Origin of the sequence: Kitasatospora sp. NPDC036755 (assembly GCF_040636595.1) — a bacterium.
GTDB lineage: Bacteria > Actinomycetota > Actinomycetes > Streptomycetales > Streptomycetaceae > Kitasatospora.
On the sequence record NZ_JBEZUT010000050.1, the window covers coordinates 1 to 18,606 of the forward strand.

General features: G+C 72.4%; 17 protein-coding genes and 1 rRNA gene. 3 read left to right on the top strand and 15 right to left on the bottom strand.

The window, feature by feature from the left end:
* Together AB0E96_RS10520 and tyrS are read right to left on the bottom strand one after the other, a co-directional pair.
* Positions 1 to 92: ribosomal RNA gene (locus AB0E96_RS10520) — 16S ribosomal RNA — on the bottom strand; the annotation flags it as partial.
* Positions 93 to 676: 584 nt separating this feature from the next.
* The gene (tyrS, locus tag AB0E96_RS10525) at positions 677 to 1,945 is read right to left on the bottom strand and encodes a tyrosine--tRNA ligase (protein ID WP_359821121.1); all 1,269 of its coding nucleotides are present in this window, start codon (positions 1,943 to 1,945) and stop codon (positions 677 to 679) included.
* Positions 1,946 to 2,238: 293 nt separating this feature from the next.
* Here tyrS and AB0E96_RS10530 point away from each other — a divergent pair, with 293 nt between their 5' ends.
* A complete protein-coding gene (locus tag AB0E96_RS10530) occupies positions 2,239 to 2,769 on the top strand; it encodes an HNH endonuclease (RefSeq protein ID WP_359821058.1) in 531 nt (176 codons plus the stop codon).
* 104 nt (positions 2,770 to 2,873) lie between these two features.
* On the opposite strand, the gene AB0E96_RS10535 is transcribed toward AB0E96_RS10530, so the two are convergent.
* The 7 genes from AB0E96_RS10535 to AB0E96_RS10565 form a co-directional block, all read right to left on the bottom strand.
* A complete protein-coding gene (locus AB0E96_RS10535) occupies positions 2,874 to 4,937 on the bottom strand; it encodes a PQQ-binding-like beta-propeller repeat protein (protein WP_359821060.1) in 2,064 nt (687 codons plus the stop codon).
* A 133-nt stretch (positions 4,938 to 5,070) separates the two neighbouring features.
* Positions 5,071 to 5,376, bottom strand: coding sequence for a 4a-hydroxytetrahydrobiopterin dehydratase (locus tag AB0E96_RS10540; protein WP_359821062.1), 306 nt, complete (start codon positions 5,374 to 5,376; stop codon positions 5,071 to 5,073).
* 91 nt (positions 5,377 to 5,467) lie between these two features.
* Positions 5,468 to 5,647, bottom strand: coding sequence for a DUF1272 domain-containing protein (locus AB0E96_RS10545; protein ID WP_359821065.1), 180 nt, complete (start codon positions 5,645 to 5,647; stop codon positions 5,468 to 5,470).
* Positions 5,648 to 5,705: 58 nt separating this feature from the next.
* Complete coding sequence (locus AB0E96_RS10550) at positions 5,706 to 6,464, bottom strand: sulfite exporter TauE/SafE family protein (RefSeq protein ID WP_359821067.1); 759 nt, start codon at positions 6,462 to 6,464, stop codon at positions 5,706 to 5,708.
* Positions 6,465 to 6,700: 236 nt separating this feature from the next.
* Positions 6,701 to 7,750: an SPFH domain-containing protein gene (locus AB0E96_RS10555; RefSeq protein ID WP_359821069.1), complete on the bottom strand. Its 1,050-nt coding sequence runs from the start codon at positions 7,748 to 7,750 to the stop codon at positions 6,701 to 6,703.
* A 10-nt stretch (positions 7,751 to 7,760) separates the two neighbouring features.
* The gene (locus AB0E96_RS10560; RefSeq protein WP_359821071.1) at positions 7,761 to 8,183 is read right to left on the bottom strand and encodes an NfeD family protein; all 423 of its coding nucleotides are present in this window, start codon (positions 8,181 to 8,183) and stop codon (positions 7,761 to 7,763) included.
* A gap of 151 nt (positions 8,184 to 8,334) precedes the next feature.
* Entirely contained in the window at positions 8,335 to 9,126 is a 792-nt protein-coding gene (locus AB0E96_RS10565; protein ID WP_049652103.1) for an ABC transporter ATP-binding protein, read from the bottom strand.
* A gap of 152 nt (positions 9,127 to 9,278) precedes the next feature.
* On the opposite strand from AB0E96_RS10565, the gene AB0E96_RS10570 reads away from it, so the two are divergent.
* The gene (locus AB0E96_RS10570) at positions 9,279 to 10,082 is read left to right on the top strand and encodes a hypothetical protein (RefSeq protein ID WP_359821074.1); all 804 of its coding nucleotides are present in this window, start codon (positions 9,279 to 9,281) and stop codon (positions 10,080 to 10,082) included.
* A gap of 48 nt (positions 10,083 to 10,130) precedes the next feature.
* Here AB0E96_RS10570 and AB0E96_RS10575 read toward each other — a convergent pair whose 3' ends face one another.
* The 3 genes from AB0E96_RS10575 to AB0E96_RS10585 form a co-directional block, all read right to left on the bottom strand.
* Positions 10,131 to 10,787 (bottom strand): response regulator transcription factor, encoded by a 657-nt coding sequence (locus AB0E96_RS10575; protein WP_359821076.1) that lies wholly within the window; start codon positions 10,785 to 10,787, stop codon positions 10,131 to 10,133.
* Complete coding sequence (locus AB0E96_RS10580) at positions 10,780 to 11,877, bottom strand: GAF domain-containing sensor histidine kinase (protein WP_359821124.1); 1,098 nt, start codon at positions 11,875 to 11,877, stop codon at positions 10,780 to 10,782. The genes AB0E96_RS10575 and AB0E96_RS10580 overlap by 8 nt, the downstream gene beginning before the upstream one ends.
* Before the next feature lie 255 nt (positions 11,878 to 12,132).
* On the bottom strand, positions 12,133 to 14,733 hold the full coding sequence (locus AB0E96_RS10585; RefSeq protein ID WP_359821078.1) for an FHA domain-containing protein: 2,601 nt from the start codon (positions 14,731 to 14,733) through the stop codon (positions 12,133 to 12,135).
* Positions 14,734 to 14,955: 222 nt separating this feature from the next.
* On the opposite strand from AB0E96_RS10585, the gene serB reads away from it, so the two are divergent.
* Positions 14,956 to 16,212 (top strand): phosphoserine phosphatase SerB, encoded by a 1,257-nt coding sequence (serB, locus tag AB0E96_RS10590; RefSeq protein ID WP_359821081.1) that lies wholly within the window; start codon positions 14,956 to 14,958, stop codon positions 16,210 to 16,212.
* Between the two features lie 116 nt (positions 16,213 to 16,328).
* Here the strand turns inward: serB and AB0E96_RS10595 are convergent, their stop codons facing one another.
* The 3 genes from AB0E96_RS10595 to AB0E96_RS10605 all read right to left on the bottom strand — a co-directional run bounded on the left by AB0E96_RS10595 (position 16,329) and on the right by AB0E96_RS10605 (position 18,487).
* Positions 16,329 to 16,856 (bottom strand): histidine phosphatase family protein, encoded by a 528-nt coding sequence (locus AB0E96_RS10595; protein ID WP_359821084.1) that lies wholly within the window; start codon positions 16,854 to 16,856, stop codon positions 16,329 to 16,331.
* Between the two features lie 113 nt (positions 16,857 to 16,969).
* Positions 16,970 to 17,092: an SGM_5486 family transporter-associated protein gene (locus AB0E96_RS10600; protein WP_359821086.1), complete on the bottom strand. Its 123-nt coding sequence runs from the start codon at positions 17,090 to 17,092 to the stop codon at positions 16,970 to 16,972.
* A 105-nt stretch (positions 17,093 to 17,197) separates the two neighbouring features.
* The gene (locus AB0E96_RS10605; protein WP_359821088.1) at positions 17,198 to 18,487 is read right to left on the bottom strand and encodes an MFS transporter; all 1,290 of its coding nucleotides are present in this window, start codon (positions 18,485 to 18,487) and stop codon (positions 17,198 to 17,200) included.
* Between the last annotated feature and the right edge of the window lie 119 nt (positions 18,488 to 18,606).

Sequence of the window (18,606 nt, forward strand, 5' to 3'; positions counted from 1 at the left end):
CTGATCCACCCCGAAGGGCTTCACCGTTCGACTTGCATGTGTTAAGCACGCCGCCAGCGTTCGTCCTGAGCCAGGATCAAACTCTCCGTGAATGTTTACCGGTCATCCGGTCCACACCCGCGTTGAGCGGCACGGCAACCACCGGAATAGGGCGGCCCCGCGCACTGCGTCCTCGCTAGTGTTATTTCAAAAGGAATCTCCAACCCCGATCAAACGACCGAGGCCGGGGATGTCAACATATCTGGCGTTGACTTTTGGCACGCTGTTGAGTTCTCAAGGAACGGACGCTTCCTTCGGACCGCCTTCCAGCGGACCCTCCGGGCTTCGTTCTTTCGTGTTTCCAGCTTATCAGATGTTTTCCGCTCCGTTTTCCGGAGTTTCATTCATCCGATTTCCCGAACTGGCCGGGTTCGCTTTTCGCGACGTCCACCACATTAGCGCATTCCGAGTGTCACTCGAAATTCACACTCACCCGGTCGACGGAAACGCCGATGAACCCATTTTCATGGGGATCATGAGTGAGAGTGGGTCTTGCTGAGTGGGGTGGCCGCTCCAGCGACTCGTTCAACACTAGGCCACCTGGAGGACATCGTCAAACACCGAGGGCCGGATCTGTCCAGATCCGGCCCTCGGTGCTCAAAGCCGCAGCTCAGAGCGTGTGTGTTTCAGCCGGCCCTCAGCCGGCGGCGACCAGCTCCGCCGCGGCCAGGTTCCGCTTGCCGCGCCGCAGCACGAGCCAGCGGCCGTGCAGCAGGTCGGCCTCGGCCGGCACCGCTTCCTCATCCGTCACCTTGACGTTGTTGAGGTAGGCACCACCCTCCTTGATCGTCCGGCGGGCGGCCGAACGGCTCGGCGACAGCCCGACGGCGACCAGCAGGTCGACCACCGTCTGGAGTTCGGTCACCTCGGCCTTCGGGACCTCGGCCAGGGCGGCGGCCAGGGTCGGGGCCTCCAGGTCGGCGAGGTCACCCTGCCCGAACAGCGCCTTGGACGCGGCGACCGCGCGCTCGTACTGCTCCGCGCCGTGCACCAGCGTGGTGAGCTCCTCGGCGAGGGCGCGCTGGGCGAGGCGGGCCGCGGGGCGCTCGGTGGTCTCGCGCTCCAGCTCCTCGATCTCCTCCTTCGAGCGGAAGCTGAAGATCCGCAGGAAGTTGGGGACGTCCCGGTCGTCCGCGTTCAGCCAGAACTGGTAGAAGGCGTACGGCGTGGTCAGCTCGGGGTCGAGCCAGACCGTGCCGGACTCCGTCTTGCCGAACTTGGTGCCGTCGGCCTTGACGATCAGCGGCGTGGCCAGCGCGTGGACGGACTTGCCCTCGGCCTTGCGGATCAGGTCCGCGCCGGCGGTCAGGTTGCCCCACTGGTCGCTGCCACCGGTCTGCAGGGCGCAGCCGTAGCGGCGGTTCAGCTCCAGGTAGTCCATGCCCTGGAGGATCTGGTAGCTGAACTCGGTGTAGCTGATGCCCGCGTCGGAGTTCAGCCGTCGGGCGACGGCCTCCTTGGCGATCATGTTGTTGACCCGGAAGTACTTGCCCACGTCGCGCAGCAGGCTGATCGCCGACATTCCGGACGTCCAGTCCAGGTTGTTGACCATGCGCGCCGCGTACGGGCCCTCGAAGTCGAGGAAGCGCGAGATCTGGCCGCGCAGGCGCTCGACCCAGCCGGCCACCGTCTCGGGGTCGTTGAGCACGCGCTCGGCGGTGGGCTTCGGGTCCCCGATCAGGCCGGTGGCGCCGCCGACCAGGCCGAGCGGGAGGTTCCCCGCCTGCTGGATGCGACGCATGGTGAGGATCTGCACCAGGTTGCCGAGGTGCAGGCTCGGCGCGGTCGGGTCGAAGCCGCAATAGAACGTGACCGGGCCGTCCGCGAACGCCTTGCGCAGTGCGTCCTCGTCAGTGGACAGGGCGATCAGCCCACGCCACCGCAGCTCGTCGACGATGTCCGTCACGGTCACGCTTCTCCTTCGATCAGGCGTCCGCCCAGTGCCGGCCCGGTTCGATCGGGCCCCGGGTCGGTACGACTCCAGCCTGATAGAGCCTACGCGGTTCCGGCCAGCGAGTTTTCCCCGAGGCACCCGACCGGACCGGACGACGTGCTGCTCCGGGCCCCTCCCCGATACCGGAAATTCCGTTGTTCGACGGCTATGGGCCCATTCAGAGTGGTTCCACCGCCGTGCGGCGGCAGTGACGTGTGTGGAGACGGTCGTGCCGCCGTGGCACGCCCGTGGAAAGGGTGTGCCGAGTGCGCAACACGCTGGTTCTGAACGCGAGCTACGAGCCCCTGACGACGGTGTCGCTCCAGCGCGCCGTCGTCCTGGTGCTCCAGGACAAGGCGGTGGTGGAGCGGGCGCATCCGCTGCGCTCGATCCGGGGAACGGGTGTGACCGTCCCGGTGCCACGGGTGATCAGACTGCAACGGTTCGTACGGGTGCCGTTCCGACAACAGGCACCGTGGTCGAGGCGGGGTGTCCTGGCCCGGGACCAGCACCTGTGCGCGTACTGCGACCGGCGGGCCACCACCGTGGACCACCTCCAACCCAGGTCGCGCGGTGGTGCCGACAGCTGGATGAACACCGTCGCGGCCTGCGCGGAGGACAACCAGCGCAAGGCCGACCGCACGCCGGAGCAGGCCGGGATGAAGCTGCTGCGCCGCCCGTTCGTACCGACTCCGCAGGCCAGTCTGATGCTGGCGCTCGGACTGCGCGGCTCGGAGGTCCGGGACCTCGCCGACTGGCTGCCGGCCATACCGGGCCGGCCGGTCTCGGCGGCGTGAACCGGCCCCGTTGACGAGTGGGGCGGGCGGAACGAACCGGACGAGCGCGGCACACGGGGCGAGCGGGGTGCACCGGACGAGCGGGGAGAACCGGGCGAGAGGCCTCAGTCCTTCGCCTGGTACCCCGCCGCCGTGCCGTAGTTCGTCGAGTGCTCGGGCACCACGACCACCTGTCCGCCGCCGATCAGCACCCGTCCGGAGATCAGCAGCGAGCCGGTGCCGGCCGGGAAGTTGCCCCCGGTCGCCTCCCGGCCGCCGGCCAGCGGGAACCGGCTGAGGCGGGCGGGCTGGTCGCGGCGCTCGTCGGCGGCGAGCACCAGCGAGCCGCCGTCGATGCCGACCGCCCGGACGGCGCCCTTGGCGGTGGTCGGCGTCTTCCAGCGCTGCTTGCCGGTGTCCAGGTCGTAGCCGACCGCGGCCACCGACCCGCCGCCGTTCGGCGGGTCCACGGTGGTGACCATGGTGCGGCCCTCGAAGTACACGCCGGGAGTGGCCGAAAACGTACCGTGGGCGACGTCCAGTCGGCCGCCGTCGACGGCCACCGGGATCTCGGCGGCCGGGTCGCCGCCCGTACCCCAGGCGAACACCCGGTCGTCCTCCGGCTTCGCGCCGGTGGTGAGGACCACGGACGGCTCGGCCGACAGCACGGTCACCGTCTTCGGCTGGTTGTTCAGGCCCCGCCACCAGCCGACCTTGCCGTCCGCGACGTTCAGCGCGACGGCCTGGTCGGCGGGGGTCGAATCGGCGCAGGAGGAGGCGACGAACACGGTCTTGCCGCCGACGCCCCCGGACAGGGTGCAGAACTTGCCCTGCCCGGTGTACTGCCAGATGTCCTTCCCGTCGGCCGACTCCCACGCCAGCACCCGGTCGTCGCCGACGGCGACCACCTTGTCCTCGGTGACGCCGACCCTCGCCGAGTAGGCGCCCTTGGTGTCCGAGAGCGTCTTCGTCCAGGCGGTCCTGCCGGTCTTGGTGTCCACGGCGGCCACCAGCGTGCAGGGGCTCTTCGGATCCGCCTGCGGACGGAACAGCGCCGCGCCCAGGCCCGCCTGGTTCACCCCGGAGGACAGTCCGCACGGGACGGCCCCGGCGGCCGGCGGCTCCACCGACCAGGCCTGCTTGCCGCCCGCCCGGTCGTACGCGTGCACCCCGGAGCCGTCGGCCCGGACCACCGCGTCGGCCAGCAGCCAGCTGCCGATCAGCGTGTCGTCCCCCGCGGAAGCACCGGACCCGCCGGACGCGCCGGGCGCGGCTGACGCGCCGGACCCGCCGGCCACGGCTGGCTGCGCGGCCCAGGCCCGGGTGTGCGCCACCGCGAAGCCCGGCTCGCCTCCGCTGCTCGCCGCCGCACTGCCGCCGCCCTCGGCCCCGACCATCAGGCCGGCCGCCACCAGCACTCCCAGCGCGGCCACCCCGGCCCCGGTCCGCACCAACAGGGCCTTGCGGCTGGGCACGTGCTCGCCGGTCAGCACCGCGTCGGCGGCCTTCCGGGCCTTGGCGGAGAGCGAGGCGCCGGAACCGCCGGCGGCGCCGGCACCTCGACGGGCGGCCGCCCTCGACGTCCCGGCGGGTTCGGGCCGCGGCCCGGGGGTCTGCGCCGCGGCGGGCTCCACGGGCTCCACGGGATTCACGGGATTCACGGGATTCTCGGAGACGGGCTCGGGCGCCGGCTCCGCCGCCTCGACGTGCACGTAGCCGTCCGCCGAGTACTCCGCGCCCGCCGGGGCGTACAGCGTCTCCTCGACGGCCTGCTGCGGGGCGGCGTACGGCGCGTAGGGCTGGTACGGCTGCTGCTGGTACTGCTCCTGGCCGCCGTACCCGTCCTGGACGTAGCCGCCCTCGACGTACCCGGTCCGGCCGGAGCCGCTCCGGTCGTAGCCGGACTGGTCCTGCTCGTAGCCGGACCGGTCGTAGCCGCCCTCGTGGTACCCGCCCCGGTCGTAGCCGGTGTGGCCCTGGACGCCGTGGGCGCCCTGGCCGAACTGCGCCTGCGGCTGCTGCCCGTACTCGGCCGGGCCGTAGCCCGCCTGCGGATGCTGCTCCGGCTGCTGCCACTGCGACGGCTGCGGCTCGGCGTACCCGCCGTACGCGCCGTTCTGCCAGTCCGAGTGGCCCTGGGGCGGCCACGGCTGCTGGGAGTGGGCGTCTCCGAAGGGCTCCTGCGCCATCCGTTCCGTCCCTCCCGAGCCCTGCCTGCCCGCCTGCCTGCCTGCCGATGCGGCAGTCAGCATCTCACGCCCGCCCGCGGGCACGGCCCGGGCCCTCACTCGAACGGCGTCAGGCCTCCACGCCCGTACGGCGTCAGGCCTCCGACGCGACCCGCAGGGCGTCGTCGATCCGGGCGGCGAGGGTGAAGTCCAGTGCGGTGAGGCCGCCGGCGCTGTGGGTGGACAGGACGAAGCGCAGCGTGCGCCAGCGGATGTCGATGTCGGGGTGGTGGTCGAGCGCCTCGGCCTGCTCGGCGACGGCGACGACCACCCGGATCGCCGCCGGGAAGTCCGGGGCGTCGGCGGTGCGGGTGATGCTGTCGCCCTCCCGCGTCCACCGGGGCAGCACCGCCAGGGCCGCCGTGATCTCGTCCTCGTTCAGCCGTGCCCTGCTGCTCATCGGCGCGCTCCTGGTGGATCGTCGGTCCGGGGTGCCCGGGGATTCCGGGTGCCCCGGGGTTCCGGCCCCCGGGAGGTCCGGGGTGCCGTCGTCAGGCGGCCTTCCGGCGCGGACGGGCCAGCAGCTCGCCGCCGCAGTTGGGGCAGGTGGCGGCCATGGCCTCGGTGCAGTCCGGGCAGAAGGTGCACTCGAAGGAACATATCGAGGCGTGGGCGTCCGCGGTCAGCGACACCGCGCAGCGCTCGCAGCTCTCGCGCATCTCCAGGGCCATGGCGTACTCCTCCGTTCTGTCCATGATCTGACGTTCGCTCGGCTCGGCTCGGCTCAGCTCAGCTCAGCAACAGTTTGGCGACGGCCACCAGACCGACCACCACGATGACACCCCGCAGCACGACCGGGGACAGCCGGCGGCCCACCTTCGCGCCGAGCAGCCCGCCGACCAGCGAACCCGCCGCGACCAGGCCCGCGGCGGTCCAGTTCACCGTCGAGGTGAAGAGGAAGAAGAGCGCTGCGACCCCGTTGACGATCAGCGCGAGGGCGTTCTTCACCGCGTTGATCCGCTGGAGGTCCTCCTGGAGGAGCATGCCCATCAGCGCCATCAGCAGCACGCCCTGCGCGGCGCCGAAGTAGCCGCCGTAGATGCCGGTCAGGAACACCCCGACCAGCAGCACCGGGCTGCCGTCCGGATCCCCGCCGGGGCGGCGGCGGGCGGCGACGGCCCTGGCCACCCGGGGCTGGACCACCACCAGGACGAGCGCGAGCAGGATCAGCACCGGGACGATCGCGTCGAAGGCCGCGCTCGGCAGCTTGATCAGCAGCAGCGCGCCGACCAGCCCGCCGAGCAGCGAGGCGGTGCCCAGGCGCAGCACCCGCCGGCCCTGGTCGGCCAGTTCGCGGCGGTACCCGATCACACCGCTGAGCGAGCCGGGCACCAGGCCGAAGGAGTTGGAGACGTTGGCGGTGATCGGCGGGAGGCCGACGGCGAGCAGGACCGGGAAGGTGATCAGGGTGCCCGAACCGACGATCACGTTGATCATCCCGGCGCCGATGCCGGCCACCAGGACGGCGATCGACTCCCAGAGCGTCATGGGCCACCTCTCCTCTCGGTCCTGTCGAGGGGATCATGCCGGACGGTCCGTCGGGCCGACCAGACCCGCCCACGATTCGGGATGTACGCCACAGTGAGGCACCTCACGGAGACGCCCGCCGCGCGGGCCTCCACCACGGGAGCACCCGCCGCGCGGGCGGGCCGGAAGCCCCGCGCACAGGCCGAGGGCCCGCCGCCTCTCGGCGGCGGGCCCTCGGCGAGGCGCGGTTCGACCGGTCACTCCGTGTCGATCTTCGGGTACTCCCGGGCCGGGTCCACCCGGGGGCGGGCGGCGCCCTTCTCGGTGTCCACCGGCCGCGGCCCGGAGGCCGGGTCCAGCGGCACCTGGGTGGCCGCCGGGGCGGCCTGGGGGATGCTGGGCGCCGCGACGGCGCCGCCGTTCACCCCGCCGTTGCCGGTCAGACCGGTGAAGGCACCGCCGAGGCCCTTGAGCGCGTCGCCGACCTCGCTGGGGATGATCCAGAGCTTGTTGGAGTCGCCCTTCGCCAGCTCGGGCAGGGTCTGGAGGTACTGGTAGGCGAGCAGCTTCTGGTCGGCGTCGCCGTCGTGGATGGCCTCGAAGACCGTACGGATCGCGGCCGCCTCACCGTCCGCGCGCAGGACCGCGGCCTGCGCCTCACCCTCGGCCTTGAGCACCTCGGCCTGCTTCTCACCCTCGGCCTTGAGGATCTGGGCCTGGCGCTGCCCCTCGGCGGTGAGGATCGCGGCGCGCTTGTCGCGGTCGGCGCGCATCTGCTTCTCCATCGAGTCCTGGATGGAGGTCGGCGGCTCGATCGCCTTCAGCTCGACGCGGTTGACCCGGATGCCCCACTTGCCGGTGGCCTCGTCCAGGACGCCGCGCAGGCCGGCGTTGATGACCTCGCGCGAGGTCAGGGTGGATTCCAGGTCCATCGAGCCGATGATGTTGCGCAGCGTGGTGACGGTCAGCTGCTCGATCGCCTGGATGTAGCTGGCGACCTCGTACGTCGCGGCCCGGGGGTCGGTCACCTGGTAGTAGATGACGGTGTCGATGTTGACCACCAGGTTGTCCTGGGTGATCACCGGCTGGGGCGGGAACGGCACGACCTGCTCGCGCAGGTCGATCCGGTTGCGGACGCGGTCGATGAACGGGACGACGATGTTCAGTCCCGCGTTGAGCGTCCGGGTGTAGCGGCCGAAGCGCTCCACGATCGCGGCGCTGGCCTGCGGGATGACCTGGATCGTCTTGATCAGCGCGATGAAGGCCACCACGACCAGGACGACCAAAACGATAAGGACGGGTTCCACGGACTCTCCCCTAGATGACCAGGGCGGTCGCGCCCTGGATTTCGACGACGTCGACCTGCTGTCCCGGCTGGTAGACCTGGTCCGGGTGGAGCGCGCGGGCCGACCAGATCTCGCCGTTCAGCTTGATCCGCCCGCCCTCCCCGTCGACGGTTTCCGCGACGACCGCGGTGGCGCCCTGGAGCGCCTCGATGCCCATCTTGATCTGCGGGCCGCTCCGGAGCTGGCGGTAGGCGATCGGACGGACGAAGACCACCAGGGCTACCGAGACGACGACGAAGGTCACGGTCTCCAGGACCACGCCACCGCCGAGCGCGGCCACGACGGTGGCGGCCAGCGCCCCCACGGCGAACATGGCGAACTCCGGCATCGCGGTGACCACCAGCGGTATGCCGAGCCCTGCGGCGGCCAGGAGCCACCAGATCCAGTTGTCCACACGTCCATCCTAGGGAGCCGAGGCCTTCGAAGCGGACAGTTCCCGCAGGTGGAGGGGCGGAAACCGGTCGCGCGTGCGACCGGTCTCCGACGGCCTTCCGGATGAACGGACGAACGGGTGGACCGGGCGGTCCGGGGAGTGTCCCCGGGCCTCAGCCCAGCGGCAGGCCCTGGGCCGACCAGCGGTCCCCGTGCCGCTCCAGGGTGAGCGGCAGGCCGAAGCACTTGGAGAGGTTGCGGGCGGTCAGCTCGGTGTCGATCGGCCCGGCGGTGAGCACCTTGCCCTGCCGGATCATCAGCACGTGGGTGAAGCCCGGGGCGATCTCCTCGACGTGGTGGGTGACCATCGCCATCGCCGGGGCGAACTCGTCCTGGGCGAGCGCGCCGAGCCGGCGGACCAGGTCCTCGCGGCCGCCGAGGTCCAGTCCGGCGGCGGGCTCGTCGAGCAGCAGCAGCTCGGGGTCGGTCATCAGGGCGCGGGCGATCAGGGTGCGCTTGCGCTCGCCCTCGGAGAGGGTGCCGAACTTGCGGTCGGTGAGGTTGGCCATGCCGAGGCGGTCGAGCAGGGCGAGGGCGCGGGACTCGTCCGACTGCTCGTAGGTCTCCTGCCAGGTGACCGTCATGCCGTACGCGGCCGTGAGCACCGTCTGGAGCACGGTCTGCTCGGCCGGCAGCTTGTCGAACATGGCGGCGCCGGCCAGGCCGATCCGGGAGCGCAGCTCGAAGACGTCGATCTCGCCGAGCTTCTCGCCCAGCACCGTGACCTTGCCCGAGGTCGGGAACAGGTACGAGGAGGCGATCTGCAACAGCGTGGTCTTGCCGGCGCCGTTGGGGCCCAGGATGACCCAGCGCTCGCCCTCGGAGATGGACCACGAGACCTGGTCGACCAGCGCGCGCCCCTCCCGGACCACGGATACGTCAACCAGCTCCAGCACGTCGCTCATGCCTATGCCTTCCCCAAAAACAAGATTCTCGGCCGTCGGTGCGGGCGGCGGCGAGCCTACTCCGGCAGCCGGTGGGCACGGGGTGGGTGCGCCGCACACGCATGGGCAAACCTACGCCACGCGGATGACCGCCGATTCCGTAGGCTGGCCGGATGCTCGCGACTCCTGCCGACAATCCGTACGAAGAGCCCCGTTCGGGGCGGCTCACCGCGTGGGGCAACGCCCTGCTGGCGGGCCTGGTGCCGCCGGACGACGCCGCCGAGGCCGTCCTGGGTGCGGACGAGACCCACCGGGTGACCGGGCTGCCCGGCGACGGGCCCGACGAGCGGCACGGGCTCACCTGGGCGCTGGGGCGGCTGCGGGTGCTCGGGGTGAAGGGCCTGCGGCTCGCGCTGCCCTCGGCCGGGCATCCGCTCGGACTGACCGGCCCGAAGGGCTTCAACGAGCGGGCCATGGGTGCGGGCGAGGCCGTCCTGGCGGTGGGCGCACCGCTCGGGCTGGTGCCGGAGGTGGAGGTTTTCGGCCCGGCCGGGGACCGCTCGGCCACCGTGCTGTGGCACTGTTCCGAGGTCAACGACACACCTCCGGCGGACGTGCCCTCGCTGCACGAGGCCGAGCGCGAGCTGGCGGACGGGCTGCGGGAGGCGACCGTCCTGCTCGCCCGCCTGGACGTGGCCGGTGCCGGGCCCGAGGCCCTGCGCGCCCTCGACGCCTACCGCCGGCGCGGACACAGCGAGCTGCTCGCCCCCGGCTACCCGCCCCGGGCCGTCCGCGTGCTGGAGTCCGCCCGCCAGGTGTCCGCCCTGCTCGCCATCGCCTCCGGCGGGCACGGCGCCGCCGTCAGCGCCTCCGAGATGGCGGCCCGCCAGTCCGTCCTGGCCCCGCTGCGGCGCACCGCCCGGCGCGCCCAGGTGGCCGCCTACAACGCCCTCGTCGACGAGCGCGACGCCCGCTGAGCCGACGCCCGCTGAGTCGGCGCCGGCTGAGTCGGCGCCGGCCGGCGGCTACGCCTCGCGGGCCTCGCCGTGGCGGACGGCCCAGAGTGCCGCCTGGGTGCGGTCGGCCAGGTCCAGCTTCATGAGGATGTTGGAGACGTGGGTCTTCACCGTCTTCTCCGACAGGTGCAGGCTGCGGGCGATCTCCCGGTTGGAGCGGCCGTCGGCGATGTGGCCGAGGACCTCGCGCTCGCGCTCCGTGAGGGTGCCGCCGCGGCCCTGCGGGGCGCGCGGGCCCTCGTCGGAGAGCAGGGCCTCGGCCAGCTCGGGCTGGAGCAGGACGTGGCCGGCGTGCACCGACCGGATCGCCCCGGCCAGCGCCTCCGGGTCGACGTCCTTGTAGACGTACCCGGCCGCGCCGGCCCGCAGCGCGGGAACCATGGTGCGGTGCTCGGTGAAGCTGGTGACGATCAGGATCCGGGCCCGGCTGCCCTCCCCCTTGAGCGTGCGCAGCGCCTCGATGCCGTCGACGCCGGGCATCTTGAGGTCCATCAGGACGACGTCGGGGTCGAGGTCGCGGGCCCGTTCGACGCCCTCCGCGCCGTCGGCGGCCTCCCCGACCACCTCGATGTCGTCCTGGACCTCCAGGAAGGTGCGCAGCCCGCGTCGAACCACCTGGTGGTCGTCGACCAGCAGGACACGGATCGACGGTGTGCTCTCAGGCACCGGGGACCTCCATCTCGACGAGCGTCCCCCGACCGGGGGCCGACTCCAGGGTGAGCGTGCCGCCGACGGCGGCCGCGCGGTCGCGCATCGAGGCCAGGCCGAGGTGGCGGCCGGCCCGGCGGACGGACTCCGGGTCGAAGCCGCGTCCGTCGTCGTGGACGCGCAGCACGGCGCCGCGCGTGGTCGTCCCGGCCAGGGTGACGCTGACCCGGCGGGCACCGGAGTGCCGCAGGGCGTTGTGCAGCGCCTCCTGGGCGACTCTCAGCAGCGCGGCCTCCTGGGCGGGCGGCAGCGCCCGGACGCCGTCGGCCGCGAAGGCGACGTCGGCGGTGTGCGCCCGGTCGAGGACCTGCACCTGGGAGGCGAGGGTGGCGCTGAGCCCGTCCTCCTCCAGGGCGGCGGGGCGCAGTTCGACGACGACGGCGCGCAGTTCGTCGGCGGCCTCGGCGGCCAGTCTGGCGACCTCGGCGAGTTCGGCGCGGGCCCGGGCCGGGTCGCGGTCGACGAGCTTGGCGGCCGCCTTGGCGGTGAGCCGCAGCGAGAAGAGCTTCTGCGAGACGGCGTCGTGCAGGTCGTGGGCGATCCGGGCCCGTTCGCCGGCCAGGGTGAGTTCGCGGCTGCGCTCGTAGAGCCGGGCGTTGGACAGTGCGAGGGCGGCGTGTGCGGCGAGGATCCGCAGGAGTTCCTCGTCGTGGTCGGTGAAGAGGCCGCCGCCGCGCTTGTTGGCGAGGAAGATGACGCCCATCACCCGCGGTTCGTCCTCGGCCGCGTCGGTGTCCAGGATGGGCATGCCCAGGAAGGCGTCCATGTCGGGGTGGGCCGACGGCCACCCTTCGAAGGCGGGTGCCTTGCGGACGTCGGCGAGCCGGGTGGGGCCGGTCTCGTGGAGCATCGCGGCGAGCACCCCGTGCTGCCGGGGCAGCGGGCCGATCGCCCGCCACTGCTCGTCGGTGACGCCGTCGACGACGAACTGGGCGAATCCCCCGTGGTCGTCGGGCACGCCCAGGGCCGCGTACTCGGCGCCGAGCAGGCCGCGTGCGGAGGCGGTGATGCGGCGCAGCACCTCGCGGACCTCCAGGTGCCGGCTCATGGCGAGCAGTGCCTGGCTGACGGCCTCGATCCCGGACAGGCAGGGTTCGCAGGCGGGCAGCGGGCCGAGGTGGGCCCGGTGGTCTCCGGTGGTGCTGGGCATACCGCCAAACTACCGCCGCCGTGACGGGCGCCGCGTCCGCCTGCGGGCGCTCCGGGCCCGGGTCCGGGGACCTAGGACCCGGGCCCTGCCGGTACGCCGAGGGGCGGCCCTCCCGGTGGGAGGACCGCCCCTCGGCGTGGTGTCGGAGCGGGGTCAGCCCTTCTGCATGACCTCGGGCTCGTGCCGGCGCTGGAGCCGGGTCACGATGACGCCGATGACGATCGAGATGGCGACCAGCACGCCCGCGTCGATCGCCCACTGGGCGACGGTGTGCTCCCAGAGCGGGTCGTAGTCGGGGTTCTGGAAGTCCTTGTTCCAGGGGCCCATGAGCTTGGACAGGTCCAGCGTGGTGGAGACGATGCCGGTGCCCCAGCGGGCCGGCATCAGCCAGGCGACCTGTTCCAGGCCGGGCTTGCCGAAGATCTGGAAGAGGCAGCCGGTGAAGACGACCTGGACGATGGCGAACATGACCAGCAGCGGCATGGTCTTCTCCGCGGTCTTCACCAGCGCGGAGATCATCAGGCCGAACATCATCGCGGCGAAGCTGAGCAGGATCATGCCGACGGTCATCTCGACGATCGGCAGGTTCTTGACGAGCAGGCCGTGCTCGGGGAGCTTGCGCGGCAGGAAGCCGACGGCGGAGATGATCGCGCCCTGGATCACGCTGAAGAGGCCCAGCACGATGATCTTGGACATCATGTACGCCGAGCGGGAGAGCCCGGTGGCCCGTTCCCGTTCGTAGATCGCCCGTTCCTTGATCAGCTCACGGACCGAGTTGGCCGCGCCGGAGAAGCAGGCGCCGATCGCCAGGATCAGCAGGATCGTCGCGGCCCCGTTGTTGAGGTGGAGCTGGGTGTTCGGGTTGGGTGCGAGCCCCGGTGCGTTGGGGATCAGCACGCTGACCGCGCCGATGACCGCGGGCAGCAGCACCGACAGCGCCAGGAAGCCGCGGTCCGAGGCGAGCACGGACATGTAGCGCCGCATCAGCGTCCACAGCTGCGAGCCCCAGCTCTGCGGCTTCGGCGGCTTGACGGCCTCCTGGGCGACCTGGGCGTGCTGCACCTCGCCCGACTCCGCGGTGGGCGCGGAGTACTGCTGGTAGTGCACCGAGCCGCGGTAGCGGCCGGCCCAGTCGTGGTCCGGGTAGTTCTCGAAGGCCTGGAAGACGTCCGCCCAGGTCTCGTACCCGAAGAAGTGCAGCGCCTCGTCCGGCGGGCCGAAGTAGGCCACCGCGCCGCCCGGCGCCATCACCAGCAGCCTGTCGCAGAGCGCGAGTTCGGCCACCGAGTGGGTGACGACCAGGATGGTGCGGCCGTCGTCGGCGAGGCCGCGCAGCATCTGCATGACCTCGCGGTCCATGCCCGGGTCGAGGCCCGAGGTGGGCTCGTCCAGGAAGATCAGCGAGGGCTTGGTGAGCAGCTCCAGGGCGACCGAGACGCGCTTCTGCTGGCCGCCGGAGAGCGCGGTGATCTTGTTGTCGGCGCGCTTGTCGAGGCGCAGCTCGTACAGCACCTCGTCGATCCGGGCCTCGCGCTCGCGGGCCTCGGTGTCGCCGGGGAAGCGCAGCCGGGCCGCGTACTTGAGGCCCTTGCGGACGGTGAGCTCGCGGTGCAGGATCTCGGACTGCGGCACCAGGCCGATGCGCGAGCGGAGCTCGGCGAACTGCTTGTACAGGTTGCGCCCGTCGTACAGCACCTCGCCGCGGTCGGCGGGGCGGTAGCCGGTGAGGGCGCGCAGCAGGGTGGACTTGCCGGAGCCGGACGGGCCGATGACCGCGACCAGCGACTTCTCCGGGACGCCGAAGCTGACGTCGTCGAGGAGGATCTTCTTGGCGCCCTTGTGCTCGACCTCGACGGTCAGGTGGCGGGCGGAGAAGGAGACCGCGCCGGTGTCGACGAACTCCTGCAGCTGGTCGCCGACCAGGACGAAGCCGGAGTGGCCGACGGTCAGCCGGTCCTGCGGGCCCATCAACTGACGCTGCACCCGCTGGCCGTTGAGGTAGATGCCGTTGTGGCTGCCGAGGTCGACGATCTCGTAGCGGCCGTCCGGGAGCTGGCGCAGCTCGGCGTGGTGGCGGGAGACCTGGAGGTCGGACACCACGATGTCGTTGTCGAGCGCACGGCCGATCCGGACGGTGCGCATCGCCGACGTCAGGTTGCGGATGATGGTCGGCTGCGGCCCGCCGTCCTGCGGCGGCGCCGGGAAGCCCTGCTGCTGCGGGAAGCCGCCGTGCTGGGGCTGCTGCTGCGGGGCCGGCCGGTCCTGCGGCGGCGCGTACTGCTGCTGCGGAAGGGGCTGCCGGTCCTGCGGCTGCCCCTGCCAGGCCTGCTGCTGCGGCGGCTGCTGGTAGGGGTCGTGCTGCGGCCAGCCCTGCTGCGGGGCGGGCTGCTGGGGCGTGGGCACGGGGCCGCGGCTGGTGGCGGCCTCGTGCATCGGGGTGGCCTGCGGGGCAGCGGCGTGGGCGGGCGCGGAGAAGCCGAGCCGGGGCCCGTTCTCCGGGTTGCCCAGGTTGACCACGGCGCCCGGGAACAGCTGGGCCTGCAGGGTGCGGGCCCCGGCCACGTACGTTCCGTTGGTGCTGCCGTGGTCGTCCAGCTGCCAACCGCTGCCGTTGAAGCTCATGGTCCCGTGCTGCCAGGAGACCCTGGCGTCGTCGAACGTGAAGTCCGACTGCGGGTTGCGCCCGATGGTGTAGGACCGCCCGGGCTCCAGAGTCCGCTGCTGTCCGTTGATCTCGATGACGAGTTGCGGCACTGCTCGCCTGCCCCGCTCTCTCGGTTCCCCCGAATTGTCGCCCCCGCCGGGGCTGCGATGTTCCTGCGACTGACGGGGGGAATCATTCCAGCCCGCCGACCGCCGGTGAAAGTCAGCCCTGGTGACTGTGACCAGGCTGCTACCGAGCCCGGACCAGCGGCGTCCCGCGAGGTGGGACGGGTGCTCCTGGGCCCCCGGACGCCCGGTAGCGTGGGAGGCACCATGAACGCATCGCCCCTGGCCGCTGAGCCCCTCCCCGCCGCCCAGCACCGGACCGCGGACGAGCGCACCCTGCTCGTCAAGGTGTTCGGCAAGGACCGTCCCGGCATCACCGCCGGCCTCTTCGCGACGCTGGCCGGCTTCGGCGTCGACGTGATCGACATCGAGCAGGTCGTCACCCGTGGGCGCATCACGCTGTGCGCCCTGGTCACCCCGCCCCCCGCGCCCGGCGACGAGGGCGGGCTGCGGGCCACCGTCCACCGCTGGGCCGACGAGCAGAAGCTCCAGGCCGAGATCCTCTCCGGCATCGGCGACAACCGGCCGCGCCGCGAGGGCCGTTCGCACGTCACGGTGCTCGGCAACCCGCTGACCGCCGCCGCCGTCTCCGCGCTCACCTCCCGGATCACCGCCTCGGGCGGCAACATCGACCGTGTCTTCCGGCTCGCGAAGTACCCGGTGACGGCGGTCGAGCTGGCCGTCTCCGGTGTGGCCACCGACGAGCTGCGGGCCGCGCTGGCCCAGGAGGCGGCCACCCAGCGGGTGGACGTCGCGGTGGTCGCCGCCGGGCTGGAGCGCCGGGCCAAGCGCCTGGTGGTCATGGACGTCGACTCCACGCTCATCCAGGACGAGGTGATCGAGCTGTTCGCCGCCCACGCGGGCTGCGAGGAGGAGGTCGCCGCGGTGACGGCGGCGGCGATGCGCGGCGAGCTGGACTTCGCCGAGTCGCTGCGGGCCCGGGTGGCGCTGCTGGCCGGGCTGGACGCCTCGGTGACGGAGAAGGTCCGCGCCGAGGTCCGTTTCACGCCGGGCGCGCGCACCCTGATCCGTACGCTCCAGCGCCTGGGCTACCAGGTCGCGGTGGTGTCCGGCGGCTTCACCCAGGTCACCGACCACCTGGTGGAGCAGCTGGGGCTGGACTTCGCGGCCGCGAACACCCTGGAGGTGGTGGACGGCAGGTTCACCGGCCGGGTGGTCGGCGAGATCGTGGACCGGGCGGGCAAGGCCCGCTGGCTGGCCCGCTTCGCCGAGCGGGCGAAGGTGCCGCTGGAGCAGACGGTGGCGATCGGCGACGGCGCCAACGACCTGGACATGCTGAACGCGGCCGGCCTCGGGGTGGCGTTCAACGCCAAGCCGGTGGTGCGGGAGGCCGCCGACACCGCGGTGAACGTGCCGTTCCTGGACACCGTGCTGTACCTGCTGGGCATCACCCGCGAGGAGGTCGAGGCGGCCGACGCGCTGCACGGCACCCCGACCGAGTAGGCACACCCCGACCGGGTGGGCACGTCCGCCCGGCCGGGAGCACCCCGACCGGGCGGGAGACGCACCAGAGGGGCGCGCGGATCCAATCCGCGCGCCCCTCATGTACGTTCCGGAGGTCAGTCCTGCGGCGTGTAGTACGAGACCAGCTCGGCCACGCCCGGCTCGACGCCCTTCCAGGAGCCGCTGAAGCTGAGCACCGCGATCGCCGCCGTCGGGAAGCCCCCGAGCCGCAGCCGCTCCAGCGCGTCCCGGTCCCCCGCATCCCCGGCCAGCACCTGGGTCAGGCCCAGCACACCCGGGTTGTGGCCGACCAGCACCACGTCCGAGTACTCCTCCGGGGTCTCCTGGAGGACGGCGATGATCTCTCCGGGGCTGGCCTCGTAGACCCGCTCCTCGTACACCGTCCGGTGCGGCCGCTGCGGGAGCTCGTGCACCGCCAGCTTCCAGGTCTCGCGGGTGCGCAGCGCGGTGGAGCAGACCACGTAGTCGGGGCTGATGCCGGAGTCCACCAGCCAGCGGCCGGCGTCCGGGGCCTGGTGACGGCCCCGGTCGGCCAGCGGCCGGTCGTGGTCGTCCACGCCGTTCGGCCAGTCGGCCTTGGCATGGCGGAGAACGATGATCCTGCGGGGCGTGTCGGCGCTCATACCCAGCAAGCTTGGCAGAAAAGCGGCCCGGCGGCGCGACACCCCCGGGTGCCGCCGCTCCCGGTGGCACGGCGCGCCGGTGCGCCGGGCGTCGCCCGGCGCGGGGACGCCGGTCAGCCGAGGTTGGCGGCGACGGTGGCGATGATCGACACCAGCACCGCGATGGCGGCGAAGGCGAGGGCGATGCGGCCGAGCTGCTTGCGGCCGTCGGTGGGGTTGGGATCGAGAACGGGCATGTCCGGGATTCTCCCACCCCGAACACGCCCGCCGTCGGCTGACCCCGCCCCCTTGGCCCGGCCTTGACCTTCCCGGCCGGGCGCGGACCTCGGCCCGCGGCCGGGTCAGGCCCCGGCCGGCACCGCCGGGTGCGTCGCCTCGTCCTCGATGTACCGGGCCCGCGCCGCGCGCAGGCCGAACAGCATCTGCGGCACCAGCAGCAGCGCCAGGAAGCCCAGCGGCCAGTACCACTCGCCGGTGACGTCGTAGATCCGGCCGATCAGGATCGGGCCGGGGACGGCGATCAGGTAGCCGACGCCCTGGGCGAAGACGGACAGCTGGGCCACCCCGCCGGCCGTCCGGGCGCGCAGCCCGATCATGGTCAGCACCAGCGGGAAGGCGCAGTTGGACAGGCCCACCAGGATCGCCCAGACCCACGGCGCCCCGGCGGGGGCGAACGCCAGGCCGGCGTACCCGGCGATGCCGCAGGCGGCCAGCACGACCACGTACAGCCGCTGGTCGCCGCGGCGGGCGGCCAGGTTGGGCAGCACGAAGGAGACCGGCACGCCGATCACCATGGTGACGGCGAGCAGCACCCCGGAGGTGCCCTTGTCGATGCCCGAGTCCTGGAAGATCTTCGGCAGCCAGCCCATCACCACGTACGCGCCGGTGGCCTGGAGGCCGAAGAACCCGGCCATCGCCCAGGCGGTGCGGCTGCGGGTGATCGGCAGCTTGGCGGGGGCGGCGGCGCCGCCGGCCCGCTCGCCGCGCTCGCGCTTGGCGATCAGCAGCGGCAGCCAGAGCACCAGGGCGATCGCGCCCAGGGCGGCCCAGCTGCCCAGGCCGTGGCGCCAGTTGCCGCCGAGCGAGCTGGTCAGCGGCACGCTGACGAGGGCGGCCAGCGCGGTGCCGGCCGACAGCGCCATGGAGTACAGGCCGATCATCGGACCGACCTTCTCCGGGAAGTACCGCTTGATCACCACCGGCAGCAGCACGTTGGAGACCGCCACGCCGGCCAGGGCGAGCGCGGTGAACAGCAGGAACACCACCGTGCCGCCGGCGAAGGAGCGGGCCAGCACGCCGGCCGTGATCGCGCCCATCCCCGCCGTGATCACCGCGATCGGGCCGATCCGGCGGGCCGCGGCCGGTGCGGCGAAGCCGAACAGCGCGAAGCACAGGGTCGGGACGGCGGTGAGCAGCCCGGCGAGCGTCGGGTTCATCCCGAGGCCCTCGCGGACCTGGTCGAGCAGCGGTCCGAGGCTGGTGACCACGGGGCGCAGGTTGAGGGCGGCGGCGGCGATCGCGATGGCGAACAGCCAGCCCAGGTACGTGGCCGGGCCGGCGGCGGCGGGCCGCTCGGCGGTCGGCGTCCGGCTCTCGGTCCGGTCGGAAGTGGTGGTGTCTGCTGCGGGCATGTGGAGCATCATAGAATGATGGGATGAATTGATGCACCTCGGAATTGGCATGATGTGCCGACCCGTGCCGACCGTTCATCCACCGGCCACCTCCCACCCAGGCCCCACCCGAGCCGTAG

Bases quoted from the DNA above. Each gene is read 5' to 3' on its own strand.
- AB0E96_RS10535 (WP_359821060.1), bottom strand. From the start codon at position 4,937: ATGGCGCAGGAGCCCTTCGGAGACGCCCACTCCCAGCAGCCGTGGCCG.
- AB0E96_RS10540 (WP_359821062.1), bottom strand. From the start codon at position 5,376: ATGAGCAGCAGGGCACGGCTGAACGAGGACGAGATCACGGCGGCCCTG.
- AB0E96_RS10545 (WP_359821065.1), bottom strand. From the start codon at position 5,647: ATGGCCCTGGAGATGCGCGAGAGCTGCGAGCGCTGCGCGGTGTCGCTG.
- AB0E96_RS10550 (WP_359821067.1), bottom strand. From the start codon at position 6,464: ATGACGCTCTGGGAGTCGATCGCCGTCCTGGTGGCCGGCATCGGCGCC.
- AB0E96_RS10565 (WP_049652103.1), bottom strand. From the start codon at position 9,126: ATGAGCGACGTGCTGGAGCTGGTTGACGTATCCGTGGTCCGGGAGGGG.
- AB0E96_RS10570 (WP_359821074.1), top strand. From the start codon at position 9,279: ATGCTCGCGACTCCTGCCGACAATCCGTACGAAGAGCCCCGTTCGGGG.
- AB0E96_RS10580 (WP_359821124.1), bottom strand. From the start codon at position 11,877: ATGAGCCGGCACCTGGAGGTCCGCGAGGTGCTGCGCCGCATCACCGCC.
- serB (WP_359821081.1), top strand. From the start codon at position 14,956: ATGAACGCATCGCCCCTGGCCGCTGAGCCCCTCCCCGCCGCCCAGCAC.
- AB0E96_RS10595 (WP_359821084.1), bottom strand. From the start codon at position 16,856: ATGAGCGCCGACACGCCCCGCAGGATCATCGTTCTCCGCCATGCCAAG.
- AB0E96_RS10600 (WP_359821086.1), bottom strand. From the start codon at position 17,092: ATGCCCGTTCTCGATCCCAACCCCACCGACGGCCGCAAGCAGCTCGGC.
- AB0E96_RS10605 (WP_359821088.1), bottom strand. From the start codon at position 18,487: ATGCCCGCAGCAGACACCACCACTTCCGACCGGACCGAGAGCCGGACG.